The organism is Streptomyces sp. NBC_01171 (assembly GCF_045039805.1).
In the GTDB taxonomy this organism is placed as follows: domain Bacteria; phylum Actinomycetota; class Actinomycetes; order Streptomycetales; family Streptomycetaceae; genus Streptomyces.
The window spans coordinates 6,478,991-6,492,683 of record NZ_CP108609.1; the positions used below are offsets into that span (position 1 = coordinate 6,478,991).

At 67.5% G+C, this 13,693-nt stretch carries 14 protein-coding genes; 5 read left to right on the plus strand and 9 right to left on the minus strand.

Features of this window, described 5'->3' with window-relative positions; all coding sequences use genetic code 11:
* Nucleotides 1–8 precede the first annotated feature (8 nt).
* Nucleotides 9–947: a MerR family transcriptional regulator gene (locus tag OG448_RS30005; RefSeq protein ID WP_405558489.1), complete on the plus strand. Its 939-nt coding sequence runs from the start codon at nucleotides 9–11 to the stop codon at nucleotides 945–947.
* Nucleotides 948–1,072: 125 nt separating this feature from the next.
* Here the strand turns inward: OG448_RS30005 and OG448_RS30010 are convergent, their stop codons facing one another.
* The 3 genes from OG448_RS30010 to OG448_RS30020 form a co-directional block, all read right to left on the minus strand.
* Entirely contained in the window at nucleotides 1,073–1,318 is a 246-nt protein-coding gene (locus tag OG448_RS30010; protein ID WP_405558491.1) for a DUF5133 domain-containing protein, read from the minus strand.
* 295 nt (nucleotides 1,319–1,613) lie between these two features.
* Nucleotides 1,614–1,883, minus strand: coding sequence for a GlsB/YeaQ/YmgE family stress response membrane protein (locus tag OG448_RS30015; protein ID WP_135794726.1), 270 nt, complete (start codon nucleotides 1,881–1,883; stop codon nucleotides 1,614–1,616).
* A gap of 584 nt (nucleotides 1,884–2,467) precedes the next feature.
* Nucleotides 2,468–2,707 carry a hypothetical protein gene (locus tag OG448_RS30020; RefSeq protein WP_405559068.1) on the minus strand — a complete coding sequence of 80 codons (240 nt, stop codon included), beginning with the start codon at nucleotides 2,705–2,707 and terminating at the stop codon, nucleotides 2,468–2,470.
* Between the two features lie 801 nt (nucleotides 2,708–3,508).
* Between OG448_RS30020 and OG448_RS30025 the strand changes: the two genes are divergently transcribed.
* From OG448_RS30025 to OG448_RS30040, 4 genes are all read left to right on the plus strand, one after another.
* A complete protein-coding gene (locus OG448_RS30025; RefSeq protein WP_405558492.1) occupies nucleotides 3,509–4,201 on the plus strand; it encodes an SDR family oxidoreductase in 693 nt (230 codons plus the stop codon).
* Nucleotides 4,202–4,485: 284 nt separating this feature from the next.
* Nucleotides 4,486–5,418, plus strand: coding sequence for a hypothetical protein (locus tag OG448_RS30030; RefSeq protein ID WP_405558494.1), 933 nt, complete (start codon nucleotides 4,486–4,488; stop codon nucleotides 5,416–5,418).
* A 447-nt stretch (nucleotides 5,419–5,865) separates the two neighbouring features.
* Nucleotides 5,866–6,090, plus strand: coding sequence for a hypothetical protein (locus OG448_RS30035; RefSeq protein WP_405558496.1), 225 nt, complete (start codon nucleotides 5,866–5,868; stop codon nucleotides 6,088–6,090).
* A 541-nt stretch (nucleotides 6,091–6,631) separates the two neighbouring features.
* Nucleotides 6,632–6,838, plus strand: a complete 207-nt coding sequence (locus OG448_RS30040; RefSeq protein WP_405558498.1) for a DUF6193 family natural product biosynthesis protein — start codon at nucleotides 6,632–6,634, stop codon at nucleotides 6,836–6,838.
* Nucleotides 6,839–6,893: 55 nt separating this feature from the next.
* Here the strand turns inward: OG448_RS30040 and OG448_RS30045 are convergent, their stop codons facing one another.
* The 6 genes from OG448_RS30045 to OG448_RS30070 form a co-directional block, all read right to left on the minus strand.
* Nucleotides 6,894–8,705: an acyl-CoA dehydrogenase gene (locus OG448_RS30045; protein WP_405559043.1), complete on the minus strand. Its 1,812-nt coding sequence runs from the start codon at nucleotides 8,703–8,705 to the stop codon at nucleotides 6,894–6,896.
* A 488-nt stretch (nucleotides 8,706–9,193) separates the two neighbouring features.
* Entirely contained in the window at nucleotides 9,194–10,504 is a 1,311-nt protein-coding gene (locus OG448_RS30050) for a cytochrome P450 (protein WP_405559045.1), read from the minus strand.
* Nucleotides 10,505–10,625: 121 nt separating this feature from the next.
* On the minus strand, nucleotides 10,626–11,213 hold the full coding sequence (locus OG448_RS30055) for a GTP-binding protein (RefSeq protein WP_405558499.1): 588 nt from the start codon (nucleotides 11,211–11,213) through the stop codon (nucleotides 10,626–10,628).
* Complete coding sequence (locus OG448_RS30060) at nucleotides 11,188–11,562, minus strand: DUF742 domain-containing protein (RefSeq protein ID WP_405558501.1); 375 nt, start codon at nucleotides 11,560–11,562, stop codon at nucleotides 11,188–11,190. The genes OG448_RS30055 and OG448_RS30060 overlap by 26 nt, the downstream gene beginning before the upstream one ends.
* Nucleotides 11,559–11,960, minus strand: coding sequence for a roadblock/LC7 domain-containing protein (locus tag OG448_RS30065; protein WP_384538709.1), 402 nt, complete (start codon nucleotides 11,958–11,960; stop codon nucleotides 11,559–11,561). Before OG448_RS30065 ends, OG448_RS30060 begins: the two co-directional genes overlap by 4 nt.
* Nucleotides 11,957–13,159 carry an ATP-binding protein gene (locus tag OG448_RS30070; RefSeq protein WP_405558503.1) on the minus strand — a complete coding sequence of 401 codons (1,203 nt, stop codon included), beginning with the start codon at nucleotides 13,157–13,159 and terminating at the stop codon, nucleotides 11,957–11,959. Before OG448_RS30070 ends, OG448_RS30065 begins: the two co-directional genes overlap by 4 nt.
* Nucleotides 13,160–13,693 lie beyond the last annotated feature (534 nt).

Genomic DNA, 13,693 nt, shown 5'->3' on the forward strand with positions numbered 1-13,693 from the left:
TGGGGGACATGGACGTTACGACCCTCTACTCGATCGGGGAGCTTTCCCGGCGGACCGGCTTGTCTGTGAGGACCATCCGGTTCTACTCCGACTCGGGGGTGGTAGCGCCGACCACCCGTAGCCCCGCCGGCTATCGGCTCTACGACCCCGACGCACTGCTTCGTCTGGAACTCCTCTGCACACTGCGCCAGCTGGGCATGGACCTGGCCACGATTCAACGGGTACTGAGCCGCGAGCTCTCGGTCGCAGAAGTCGCCGCGGCGCACGCCGACGCCATAGACGTCCAGATCCGGGTGCTGCAACTGCGTCGGAGTGTTCTGCGAGTCGTAGCCAGAAGCGGGGCCAGTCCCGAGGAGACCACACTCATGCACAGGCTCACACAGTTGTCCGGCGAGGAACGCCGACGTTTGATCGACGATTTCATGGATGGCACCTTCGGCACAGTGGATGCCGACCCGTCCGCGGTGGCCATGGTTCGCGCTGCCACTCCCGACCTCCCCGATGATCCGACGAGCGAGCAGGTCGCCGCGTGGGTGGAGCTCGCCGAGCTGGTCAGGGACGAGGATTTCCGTGCCCGGATGCGCCGGACGGCCGTACGTCAGGCCGCCGGGCGCCCGCTCGACATCGAATGCGATGCCGGCGAGGAACTGATGGAATTCACCCGGCGGAAGGTGACCGAGGCCATGCAGTCGGGCATCGACCCGCTCGGCGACAGGGGCGCACCCGTCATCGACGAACTCGTGCACCGCTTCGCCGAGGTGCTCGCGCGCACCCCTGACATGGAATTCCGAGAGTGGATGGCCCAGCAGTTCGAAGAGGCGCACGATCCCCGGGTAGACCGGTACTGGCGGCTGGTGTGGATCGTCAACGGCTGGCAGGTAGTACCGAACCTGATCCCGGTGTACCCCTGGCTCATCCAGGCCCTGCGATATGACCGTGACGCGTAGTCACCGCAGTGGGCACACCCTGGATCCCTGAATGAGTCCAGGGGATCGCCTGCTGGTAGACACCCGCACGGTCCCGCGGCAGCCGCTGCCTGCGCGCGATGATCGCCAGAATGGTCCTGGTTCGGCTATGCGGCGAGGGCCTCATCGGCCTGGGTGATGCCGCTGCGGTCGGCCCGGTACTGCTCCAGCATCGCGTCGGCGGCGCGCAGGGCGTCCTTGATGGTGTGGGTGCCGGTCATGACGCAAAGCGTGTAGGAGGAGTCCTGCAGCATCCGGCTGGTGTCGGGGGTGGGTAGCGCGTCATGGTCGATGCGTGCGGCGGCGAAGCGCGCCAGGACTGCACGCAGGTTCTTCTCGGCCGGCAGCAACATGGCAGTTTCCTCCACAGATAAAACGGCACGACGCGCCGATGGCATCGGCAATCACGTCTGCTCCCAACTGCCCCGTCGGGTCGGGCCCACACCTTTCGGTCGGGGGATTCCCGGACCAGAGGGGAGCAATACGACCGGGGTTCGTCAGGCCAGCGGGTGCAGGCGGCGTCGCGCCTTCGAGCGCGACGGAGCTTGCCTGCGTGCTCGCGCGACGGAGGGAAAGCCCACGCACGGCGAACGGCTCCGTCCCCAGGTGAGGGAGGAGCCGTTCAACGCGTTGCGGTGTACGGAGCGGTCAGGCGCGTCGCCGGTTGCCCGTGATGACGCGGTAGAGGATCAGCAGGATGACCGAGCCGATGACGGCCGCGATCCAGGTGGAGAGGTCGAAGAAACCATCGATGGAGTCGACACCGAAGATGACCTTGCCGAGGAAGCCGCCCAGCAGGCCGCCCGCTATACCGATCAGGATCGTGATGATGACCCCGCCCGGGTCCTTCCCCGGCATGATCGCCTTGGCGATGAACCCGGCGATCAGGCCGATGAGAATCCACGCGATGATGCCCATGACATGTCTCCTAGCTACTCCGATAAAGGTTTCGTCAACGCGACGTATGTACGTCGAGGCGACTGTCAAACCTTGCGGGCGGCCAAAACTTCCACCGTCTTGGCGACGCGCGGGTCAGTGGTGGACAGCCGAACCCTGAAGGCGGCCGCGAGCTGGACGCATGACCGAGTGACCGGCGCACCGCAGGAGCTCTCCGGAGCGGGCCGCCGCTGACAGAAAGCGGCCGAAGCCGCCGTCGGCACTGGGCGCAGTCGCGGAGAGGTCAGGACCGGGCAGTTGGCGGTGCGTCATACCCGGTGGCCGCGTCGTTTTGATGCCACGTTTCACAGGTGGCGGCGGTACTTGTCGAAGTCGTAGCCCCGGTAGGCGGACAGGCGCCGCGATCTGCTGCGAGGCCGCCCCCGCTGCCCCGGATCGGTGGGACCGCGTCCGTCCGGGTTCCAGGACGGACAGGCCGAGGTTGTCGTAAACGCCGCCGTCGGTGAGCAGCACGGTGTGCTGCTGGCTGTGCCCGTCGCGGTGCTGGAAGGTGAAGGTGCGCTCGAGAGCCGGCAGGAAAGCGGGGTAAGCAGCGCGGTGGCCACCTACCCGACCCACTTCGCCGCCATGAGCCGCACCCACTTCAAGGCCATCACCACCCGCACCACCCGCGGCGAACAACTCGTGCGCACCGTCCTGCGGACGTACGTGCCCTCCTCCTGGACGTGGACCTTGCGCTTGCCGCTGGTGAGTGCAAGGGAGGCGAGCTGCTCGACCAGACGCTCATCGTGGCTGCGCAGGCCCTGGAGCGCCACGAGCGGCTTGAAGCTCGCGGATGCGACCATGTCCGTCGGGTACTCACCAGCCAGACATCGGATTTCCACCTCAGCACCGCACCGTCGGCCGAGAAACCGGGTACCAGCACGGCACCCCCGACGCGGGCCTCAGCGCAAACCAAGGACGAATCCGCAGAGCGGCCTCGCGCCCGCTTAGAGCAGCTCGCTCAAGCGCAGGAGGCGGCCGAGCAGCACTCGCGCGAAGAGCGCGCACGGCGAGCGACGTCGACGCCGAGGTACAGCGGGCGCGCGAGCGGACGGGACGCACCCGCGCCGACCTGGCCGGAGCGGACCTCACCAGCGCCTTCCTGGCCGGTCCCAGGGGCCCGGGTGCCGGCCATAACCTCCAGGCCCTCGCACCGCTGACCGTCATCCCGGACCCACTGACCCCGGGTCCGCAGAGCCCGAGGGAGTCGAAGACGCCTCGCGCTCCGCCCGCCTCGACGCAGTCGAACGCGTCCGGCTCGGCGGAGACCCCGCCTGCTTCACCACCCACGTTTGAGCCGGGCGACGCCGCTCGTGGCCCTTCCGTCGAGGCGCCAGACCCCGGATGCGACCAGGCCAGACGAGTGCCAGACTGAGACCCACTGGTTCGGCCGTCTGTGGCCGTCGACCATGACCGCCCACTTTCCCCTCCTCTCCGTTCCGAAGGCCGTCTCGTACTGGGTCTCGGGAGAGACGGAGACGCGTGTGGGGCGTGGGGAGAGACGTCTGCCAGTCGCGTTCGTGCTACGGGGAGTTGCTGTGAGTGCGAAGGACGGAGGGGCCCGTTCAGCAGATGGATGGCTGGCCGGGCGAACGGTCGTAGTCGTGGGAGGAAGTTCAGGGATCGGTCTGGAGACCGCGCGGCAGGTGCGTGCGGCAGGCGGCGATGTGGTGCTCGCGGCACGCGACGCCGACCGGCTCGAGCAGGCGGCGGACGACGTGCGCCCCCTGAGCACGGCCGCGTTCGACGCCCTGGACACCGACCGTCTGGAACACTTCCTGCACGGACTGCCGGATCCCGTCGACCATGTGCTGGTCACGGCGGGCAGCCCGTCGTACACGCCCCTCGACGGACTCGACCTGACCGACGCCGGACGTGACTTCGGTGGGCGTATCGCGATGATGCTGGCGGCCGGGCGGGCGAGCCGGGCAAAGGTCCGGCCAGGAGGAACGTTGCTGTTCATCGGCGGTACAGGCGGGCGGCGGCCCGCGGTCGGGATGGCAGTGACGGGCGCGCTCACGGCAGCGCTCCCGGCGCTGACGGCGAACCTGGCACTGGAGCTGGCCCCGGTCCGGGTCAACCTCATCGCGGCCGGGTTCGTGGACACACCGCTCTCGGCTTCTCTGCTGGGTGACCAACTCGAAGCGCGTCGGGAACAGTTGAGAAAAACGCTGCCCATCGGACGGGTGGTCGGCCCGGCCGATGTGGCGGCCCTGGCTCTGCACATCATGGCCAACGGCGCCCTCACCGGCGCCACCTATGACATCGACGGCGGCCAGCAGTTCGTCGGGCACTGACCGTCGAACGCGGAGCCCGGCAAGGAGCAGGCCGGCCGGGCACTCGTCGCGCTAGCGGCCCACACCGAGCTGTCCTACACCAGCGACGCGCGCACTCCGCTGGAATACTGCATGACTGCCTGGCCTCCGAGCCCGCTCTGCGCCACCATCTCGCCGGTCACGTCCTGCGCCACAGCACCCGGGAGCACATCCTGGAATTCACCTCCGCCACCCCGGAGACGGGTCTGTTTCCGGACGAGGACCTGCTGTACTCGGCCGAGCGCTGGCTCCACCTCCCGCAAGAAGTGCGCCATACGGCGCAGCCGCTCCTCAGCCACAGACCGCGACCGCAGGACGCACGACTACGCGAGGCCATTGAGAAGGCCTGGCAGGCCGATGAGGAGCTGCGGGACGCCACCGTCTGGTGGGACGGCCCGCCCTCCCCATGGGAGCTGCGCAGGCATGCGCGGGAACAACAACAACGGCATGCCAACACTTTCGACGCGGAACAGCTCGCGGCTGCACTTCAGGCGGTGCACACGGCTGCTCCAGATCAGATCCGCTCTGCATGGCACACCGTCCTGGGCCACCTCCACCACACCAGCGACGGCCGGCCCGCCGAACAACCCTTCCACCTCAACGCGGTCGCCGCAGCACCGTCCTGCCCGCGCCAAGGCAGCCCGGCGCGCACGAAATTGTGTCAAGCCGCCCTGCACGTCCTGGCCACGGCCCCCGCCTGCGGCGCGCACGATGTCAGGGGCTGGGGCACAGAACGGACCGATGTACCGGAGCTTGCCGCGGCCGGCTTCGTTCCGGCCGCCTGCTTGCAAGCCGCAGTCCCCGCAACAGACGGCGAGCGGTGGGCCGGCTGGGCACTCGCCCTGGCCACGATGACCGTCTCCGCACAGGACGCGGAGCTGCACCATCGCCTCTTCAAGCGGTGCGCCCGCCACGCCGGCTCCGCATTCGGGGCCGCGCTTGCTGCATGTCTCGACCGCCTCGAGTCCTACCGGCTCGCCGAACTGGTCCGCTTCCTTCGCACACTGGATGCGAAGGACGCCCTCGTCGTTGTGCGGGATTGGGCCGCTGCACCCGGCCGCAGTGCCGCAGCCTGGGCCGCCGTGACGATCACCCTGTTCGAGCTCGGCGACACCCGTGCCCGCACCCAGATCAAGGACACGGTGGCAGCCGGACCCTCCCACGAGCGACGAGAACCAGGAGGCCGTGGCGAGGTGTGACAGCACGCTCTGGCACCGTGCGCGATGAGCAGGGTGGATCTTGGCACCGTTAGCCAGGATAGATGCACGAGCCGCAGCCGGGTGCCAGGGCCCCACGGTCAGCCAACACCCCCCACCGAACACGTGAGACAGCGTTGACCAGCACAAACGCCGACCGAGCCGTTACGCGCCGGGGAAATCCACAACGAGCCCGGCCCCACTCAGCGCACAACGGCACAACCCCACTCGGCGAAGCACGGGGCGCGGTCGCGGCAGACGACATCGATCCCCGGGCATGCGCAGGCCGACCCACCCTGCCCGCCTACGCGATCACGAGCCAGAGGAGCATCCCCGCATGGGCGGCGGCGGCATGGAGCCGCAGTACGAGGATGGCGAGGAGTTCGGATCATCCCACCTTCCCCCTTGAGTGCCTCGCCGACAAGGTCAGCACCACCTACAACCAGCTGGGTGTCTCCGCAGCGCCAGATGTCGAGGCTCCTCGAACCAGGCTGCTCATCAAACGCTCGGCTCGGCACTTCGGCGGGCCTCGCCGTCGCAGCCTTCTACGACTGGTCGGACGATTCCACCGGTCTGTTCATGGTCGGCGTGACGCTGGTCCTGCTGGGCTGCCTCGCTGCGACCGGCACCGTGGCCGCCGCCCTGAGACACAGGAGCGAGTCCGGCGCCGCGTGACGACCCGCCCGGGAATCCTCGGCCGTAGGGGGCGATAGTGCGATCACCGGGACGGCAGCCGCAGGCCGACAAGTCCCCGGCGTTCGCCGACGCGGAAGTACCGCGCCGCTGTCCGGGCAGCGCGTTGATCACTGCCATGGAGGTGTCGGCGTGCCGTCCGGGTCCAGGCCGTACGGCCATAACTGCCCAAGGAACGGAATTCCCGGGTGGTCAGGGGTGGTTTCCGCCGAGCGGGTGAACCCCGCTGGAGTGGTTGCGCGGTCGGTTCGTGACCGAGGGCCTACCCCCGCTCGGACGCCGCGACGAGGACCCCCTCGACTACATCGAATTCGAGCCCTACGACCCAGAACCAGCCACTGACGACCAATAACTCACCCCCTTATTGGTCCAGTTCGAGGTAGGCAGCCGACTCGGTCAGCACAACCCACCCTGTCGCTGCCACTCCACGGCAGGCTTCTTCGATCCCGGTGGGCGGCCCATTCGCGGAAGCGGAGTCGCCGACAAGGGGCAACAAGGTATCGGTAGGCGGTGAACGTCCCCCTTGGACATCCCCTACATCGGCACGCTGGCAGACGGCCGGTGCTACGTCGAAGGGCCGAGCCGAACCAGCCTGCGGATCGCCGAGATGGACAGCGTCCAAGCTGCAGTAGCGATGGTCACCGATCGCTTGCCACCGCACTGCGGCCCGGCCTTCATCGGCAGTTCAGAGGAACTGGCCGTCTACGAGAGGGCGCAGGACAGCAGGTAGAAACGGCCAGCCGACTCCGCGGAAGCAGCCCCTTGAACGACTTTGAAGACGGGCCCTAGGCGGGGGCCAGCTCGGCCGCAGGCGCCGGGGCACGCAGCATTGGATGCTCGCCCATGAATCCGTCCAGGACAGCGAAGCCTTCGGTCAACTGCAGGCTGTACGGCACGAGTGCCTCGATCGTCGATTCCTCCACGTCCGGCAGTTGCTGCACGTGGTCGGGTGTGAGGCGACCGGCGGCAAGCAGGTCTCCGCTGTGTGCCTTCACCTGGCGTAGTGCGAACAGGGCGTGCAGGCGTCCGAGAACCGCCCGTGCCTGCGGGTCGGACGGCCGTCCGGCGGCGACGAGGAGGGCTTGTGCCGCGCGGCGGTGCACGTGTGCTTCGACCAGGTTCAGCGCGGGCGTGACGGTGCCGTTCCAGCGCGCGAGGGGATCTCCGCGGCGGCCGCCGCGCAGTCGGCTGCGGGCCCGGCTGTGCCAGATCCGTTCGACATCGGCCAGGAGGTCCTGGAGATAGCTGGGGTCGTCGAGGGCGCGGCCGGCGGGCGGCACGTCGGAGGGTGGTGCCGGGGTGAATCCGCCGAGAAGCATCTCGCCCGCGGCCTTGACCCAGATCACGCGGTTGTCGCCCTCCGCCGTGATCGTCCCCTCGTTCGCGGCCAGCTGGAAGGCGATGCCGTTCGAGAGGAGCAGGCCCTGTGCGCCGCACCGCTCCCGGCACTCCGTCATCACCGAACGGGCCTGCCAGGTGATCCAGGCCTTGGTCACGGCCGCCAGGCGCTCGGTCTCCTCCTGCTCGGCCTCCGCCTCGCCTGTCCACTGCCTTACGACGTCGCGGTGCAGCAGGGTCGCGGCGTAGGTGGTGGCAACAGCTTCGAGGAGGGGTGCGTGGTGACTGCGGTGCTCGATCAGCGAGACTTTGCGACCCGTCGTCATCCCCGAGGTGAGCCGCAGATGGGAGTGCCGCATCGCGACGGCCAGGGCGTGCCGGGTTACACCGAGGCTGTAGGCGGTCATGCACAGCTTGCCTGTATGGACGCGGCGTACAGACTGGAGGAACCTCTTGCGTGGGTTGCCCAGGGAGCTGGTGAACGTGCCGTCACGAGACAGGCGGCCGTGCTCGCCCTGCAACAGCGCTTCGAACGGCAACCGCACCTGATGGAAGTACGTGGCGCAGTGGTCGACAGGCGCACTCGCCGTCTGCGGGAGGGGCCGTACTTCCACGCCCGGGTAGTGGTGGCCGGCACTGTCGGTCAGGGGAGTGAGGAAGAGGAAGACGCCGTGGTCGAGATCGTCGACGACCAGGCGTGCTGCCACGACGGCGTTCTTGGCGCCACCGGTTGACGAAGTGTTCGGCATCCACTTGCAGGCGCCGGGAGTCGGGGTGTGAAGGATGAAACGGTTCGTCTCACGATCGAACGTCGCCGTCGTCTCCAGCGACGCGGCGTCGTTGCCGTGGTCCAGTTCGGTGCACAGGAAGGTGCCGATGCGGTCCATGCGGGCGTACGCGGACAGGTCCCATCCATCCGTGTCATGGTCCACCAGGCTGCCGATGTGGAGGTTCCAGTGGATGCTCGCGATGGTGGCCATGCCAGCGTCCACGACGCCGGCCCACTCGTGCATCGCGGTGAGGGATTCGATGTCGGAGGCGAGTCCGATCGGGTCAGCCACAAATTCGTTGACCAGGCGCAGTCGCTCGTAGGACAGCGCCGTCCGTTCATGCGGGCTCAGGCCCTCCTGGAAGCTGAACCGCGGGTCGCTGAACAGGGACTTCCAGGGCTGGTGGATCTGCTCTGCATGAGGCCCGAAGAGGATCCGGGCGAGGTCCGCCGATATATCCCGGGTCCGGGGGAGTGGAGTGGCATTCACGGCTTGAAAGTACTTGAAAGCAGAGGAGTTGATTACTCCGCACGGCGTGATGATCAACACGATTGGGCTGTTCGAGAGTGTGGAAGATACCCAAAGTCACCGCGTTGTGATCAACGTGGTTGGAGACGTCGAGTGATCCTTGAAGGCGGCCCGGCACCGGTCGTCGACCTCGTCAAGTTGGTCTCGGGCACGAGCCAGGTCCCGCCGCGCAGGACCTGGCTGCAGGCATCCAAGCCGGTACGAAGCACCCGCCCCAGGGGGCGGGGACGACGTCACCCGTGACGCCGGAGTGCCGTAGCGCCTCCTAGAGCGGGTGGTTCGGCCTGCGGTGGAACTGATGCGGCGGAGCTTGGGATGATGCCGCACCATCTACACCAACCGCTGTGGTCGCGTAGAGCTCCTCCGCGGAACCGAACAGCACCGCTACCGCCCATCCTCCGTTCCTCTGGCGCTATGCCAAAGGGAACGATTCCCGTCGCCGCCGACCTCTACACGCGGAAAATGTCGAGGAAGGTGCTCCAGAATCCCTTTCTCGCCTTTTTGAGGTCAGAGTGTGGTGAGGGCGCCACGGGGATGTGGGACGGGGCGATCGTGCGCCGCCGCGGGGCGGTTTGTGCGGGGGTATGAAGCGCGGCCATTCGGGTGCCGGGGGTCGGCGTGAAGCGGACCGGCAGCGTCACCAGGGCCCGGTGGAAGGGGCCGGGCCGCCACTGCAGCTCCTCAACCGAGACATCGAGCGCCAGGTCGGGCAGCGCGTTGAGGACGGCCTCGATCGCGGTCAGGGAGATCACTGTCGCCGGCGACTTCGCCGGGCAGGCGTGCGGCCCGGCGCCCCAAGCGAGGTGAGCGCCCTTGCTGAGGGACTCACGGGCAGCGCCAAGTGCGGGGTCGGAGTTGGCGCCCCCGAAGCTGATCATGAGAGGTGTGCCGGCCTCCACTCGGACGCCACCGAGGTCGACGTCACGCAGGGGGTAGTGCGTGGCGTAGTTGGCGATGGGCGAGTTGTTCCACAGGACGTGGTCGATGGCCTCTTCGGGCAGCATGCCGGCGCCTCGGCTCGAGGAGCCGGACAACAGCAGGAGCAGGGCGTTGCCGATCAGGTTCCGCTCAGGCTCCACGCCAGCGCCCATCATCATGACGAGCTGGTCCTTCAACTCCTCGTCGTTCAGGCCGGCGGGGTGCTGGATGAGCCAGGAGGTGACATCGTCGCCGGGCTGGCGCCGCTTGAGAGCGATCAGCTCCATGAGGCAGGCGGTGATGTCCTCGCTGGCCTTCAGGGCGTCCCTGCCGTCGAACATCGCCGACATGGAGGTGGTGAGGCGATCACCGATACCGGCCGGGCAGCCGAAGAGCTTGTTGAAGAGCAGCAGCGGCAGCAACTTCGCGTAGTCGTTCAGAAGATCGGCGCGGCCGCGTTCACTGAACTGATCAATCAGGAAGGCAGCGATGGGCTCGGCGTCCCGGCGGATCCGGCCGATGTTGAGGCGGTCGAGGCTATCCGTGACGGCCTTACGCAGCCGGTGGTGGACCGTCCCGTCGGTGAACATGGCGTTGGGGCGGAATGCCATCATCGGCACCACCGGACTGTCCAGCGCTATGCGGCCCTCCATGAGGGCCTTCCAGTGCCGGGCGTCCTTGCTGAAATCGGTCGTGTTCTGCAGCACGCTCCGCGCCGTCTGGTAATCGACGACGAGAGTGGCATCCACCCCGGGGGCTAGTTCGACCGGAGCCGCAGGCCCCTCGGCGCGCATCTTGTCGTAGGCGGCATGCGGATCGGCGGCAAACTCCGCCGTGTGCATCGGGCATCGTGCGGGGGCGCCCGGCGCCGTTGGTTGCTGACTGTCCATGGGATCGGATCCTTTGTGGGCCCGGCGTCTTTTGCGGTCCGGGCGAGTGGAGGAGCAGGGGGCGAGCGGCGGATCAGGCCGTGCGCACCAGGAGATGCTTCACGAGCGTGATCAGCGACCTTGCTGACGACGCGCGGTCGCGGGCATCGCAGTACGAGACTGGGGTGTCGGGCAGCAGGTCGAGGGCCTCACGGATCTCAGCTTCGTCATATAGGACATCGGTGAAGGAGTTGACCGCGATGGAGTACTCCAGGCCGTACTTCTCGACCAGCTCGATCACCGGGAAGGAGTCGGCCAGCCGTGCGGGATCGACCAGGATCAGCGCTCCCAGCGCCCCGCGGGCCATGTCCTCCCAAAGCTGGACGAACCGCTGCTGACCGGGCGTCCCGAAGAGATACAGCACGACTTCGTCGCCCAGGGTCAGCCGGCCGAAGTCCAGGGCGACCGTGGTCGTCACCTTGTCCGGTGCACCCGCCAGGTCGTCCACGTGAGCGGAAGCCTGGGTCATCCGCTCCTCCGTGCGCAGCGGGGGAATCTCGGAGAGCGAGCCGATGTAGGTGGTCTTGCCTACGGCGAAGTGCCCCACCACGAGGATCTTTGCGACTGTCGTCACCGAGCCCGAGACGTAGCTCGGTTCAGGCATAGAGGCTTTGGAGTCCATGCAGCACCTTCTCGATGACGAGTCTCGATTCAGACTTGGCGGGTGGCGGCGCAGAGCGGCGCAGCAGATGGCCTTGTTCTGCTAAATCCGTCAGCAGCAGCCGGGCAACGCCGACCGGTAGGCCCAGGTGCGCGGCCACTTCTGCCACGGCCAGGTATCCCCCCGCGCACAGCTCCCAGATGGCGCGTACCTCTGGGCTGGCACCCAGCGGCAGTTCCCGGTCGGGCGCCAAGGTGACGAGCATGTGCAGGGAGAGGTCGTCTGCGGAGGGCAGGCGCCGGCCGCCTGTGATGACGTAGGAGCGGACGAGTTCGCTGGAGACCGGAGCTTCCTCGCCGGGAACGCTCATGCCTCAGCACCAGCGCTCTGACGCGGTTGGGTGCTCAGTGCGCGGCCCAGCGCGGCTACCTGCTGCTGCATGCGCATCGACATGACCTCCATGTCGACGTCCAAGGCCGCGGAGACTGCCATGTAGGCGCCGCTGCCTGCCGCGATCAGGAAGATCCAGCCGCCGTCGTACTCGAGCAGGGTCTGCTTCCAGACGCCCTTACCGCCTGCCACGAACCCGGCGACGGCCCGGCTGAGGGACTGCATCGAGCTCATCGCCGCGGCGTTGGTCTCGGCCTCGTCTCGGGGGATCTCGCTGGAGCGCTCCAGGAGCAGGCCGTCAGCGGAGACGAGGATCGCATGCCGGGCACCACGGACGCTGATTACGTCGTCCAGCACCCAGGACAGGTCGGGCTTCACTGGTCTTCAGATCCTTCCGTGATGATCGTGTTCCGCCCGCGGACGGTTCCGCGTGCGAAGGCGGTGAGGCGTGTCGCGGTGGCGGTCACGTCACTGTGCTCCGGCACCGGCACCGGGTCCGGCTCGGCTGCCAGCGATGGTGCAGGCGGTACCACTGCGACCGCACGGCGACGCTTGGGCAAACCGCCTGCCGTCGTCCCCACAATGGCCACCGGTGCCGTGACGGGCCCGCTGCGCGGCAACCCTTCACTCGCAGTGGTGGAGCCGGTCTCGACTTCAGGTGCGGGGACATCGTGGGTCAAGAGAGTCTCCGGTAGGAGGATGACCGCGCGGACGCCGCCGTACGGCGAGACGGAATCGACGGAAACCTTGAACCCGTACCGGGCAGCGAGCACACCTGCGACAGCGAAGCCGACGCGCGGCGGGCTGCCCAAGCTGGTGATCGACACAGGGCCCTGCGTGTTCAGCAAGGCGGAAGCGCGCTCCCTCTCCTCTGCGTTGATACCCAGACCGGCATCGTCGACGATCAGGCACACACCAGTCGGAACGGCCTGGATGTTGATCTCGACGGGCGTGCCGGGCGCCGAGTAGTTCGTGGCATTGTCCAGGAGCTCGGCCAAGACGACCGCCACCGGTTCCACGGCGGTGCTGGCAACTGCGACGTTGACCTGGCTGTGAATCCTCACCCGGTCAAAGAGCTTGATGCGGCCCTGAGCGCTGCGCGCCACGTCAAGGACAGGGGCCGCGCGGTCACGTCGGCCGAGCCAGCCACCGCACAGAGCCGCGATGCCCTGAGCCCGCCGGCCGAACTGGCTGTTGGTGTGGTCGATCGTCATGAAATCCGCGAGGATCTCGCTGTCGTTGCCGTACTTCACTCGGGCCAGATCGCTGATGACACCCTGCTGCTCATCAGCCAGGACCTGCAGGCTACGCATCCAAGTACGGAGAGCGGCCTTGGTTTCCTCTTCGGCGTCGCTGCGGACCTGCGCCAGATCGCGATCGTGCTCGGAACGCAGAGTGGCGCACTCGTTGGCAAGCCGTTGGCGCTCCGCTTCGAGACGGCCCTGGCTTGCGTGCAGATCGGCGGTCTGCTTCCGGAGCGCCAGATTCGTTCTCCGGGCGAGCATCACTGCGAGTACCGCAGCAGTCAGTACTCCTAGCAAGATCCACAGTAGTGGATCCTTCATCAATGAGGTCATCAGACTCTCTTCAGTCGCATCGCGGGGGTATATGCAGGACCGCGCGGCGGTGGCCGAAGTCGCGGACCCGACGCCGCGCTGCGGGCTCACACGCGGACCAACGGCTACTCCTTCGCGGTGGGCAGAAACCATCCCCCGTGACACGTGCATGACGCAGCGTCAACCTACTGAAAGCCAGATGATCTTAACAGCGGGCTTAGAGCAATACCCCAGTGGTCGCGATGAGTTGACACCGCATTAGGTGAAGGTCTCGTGGACGTGTAGACATGAGCCGGCTGGAGAACTGGCAGCCCGCTGCTGCCCGATGCCATGCCCGTGCCCCTGCCTTCACGGACAACGTCGTCGGCCTTCCTGCTGTGGCGGTCCCGACCTCGGGGCACAGCTATGTCGAGGGAGAGTGCCGGTGAGGTGCGGTAGATCGCCTCGTTGATGGGCGCGCACGGCTTGGTTTGTGCGCACGCACGGGCCTTCGCCGCCCTCCTCGCCCAGGCGGACGCTGTTGACGATGTGGGATGGGCCGTGTCGGTGGACTCC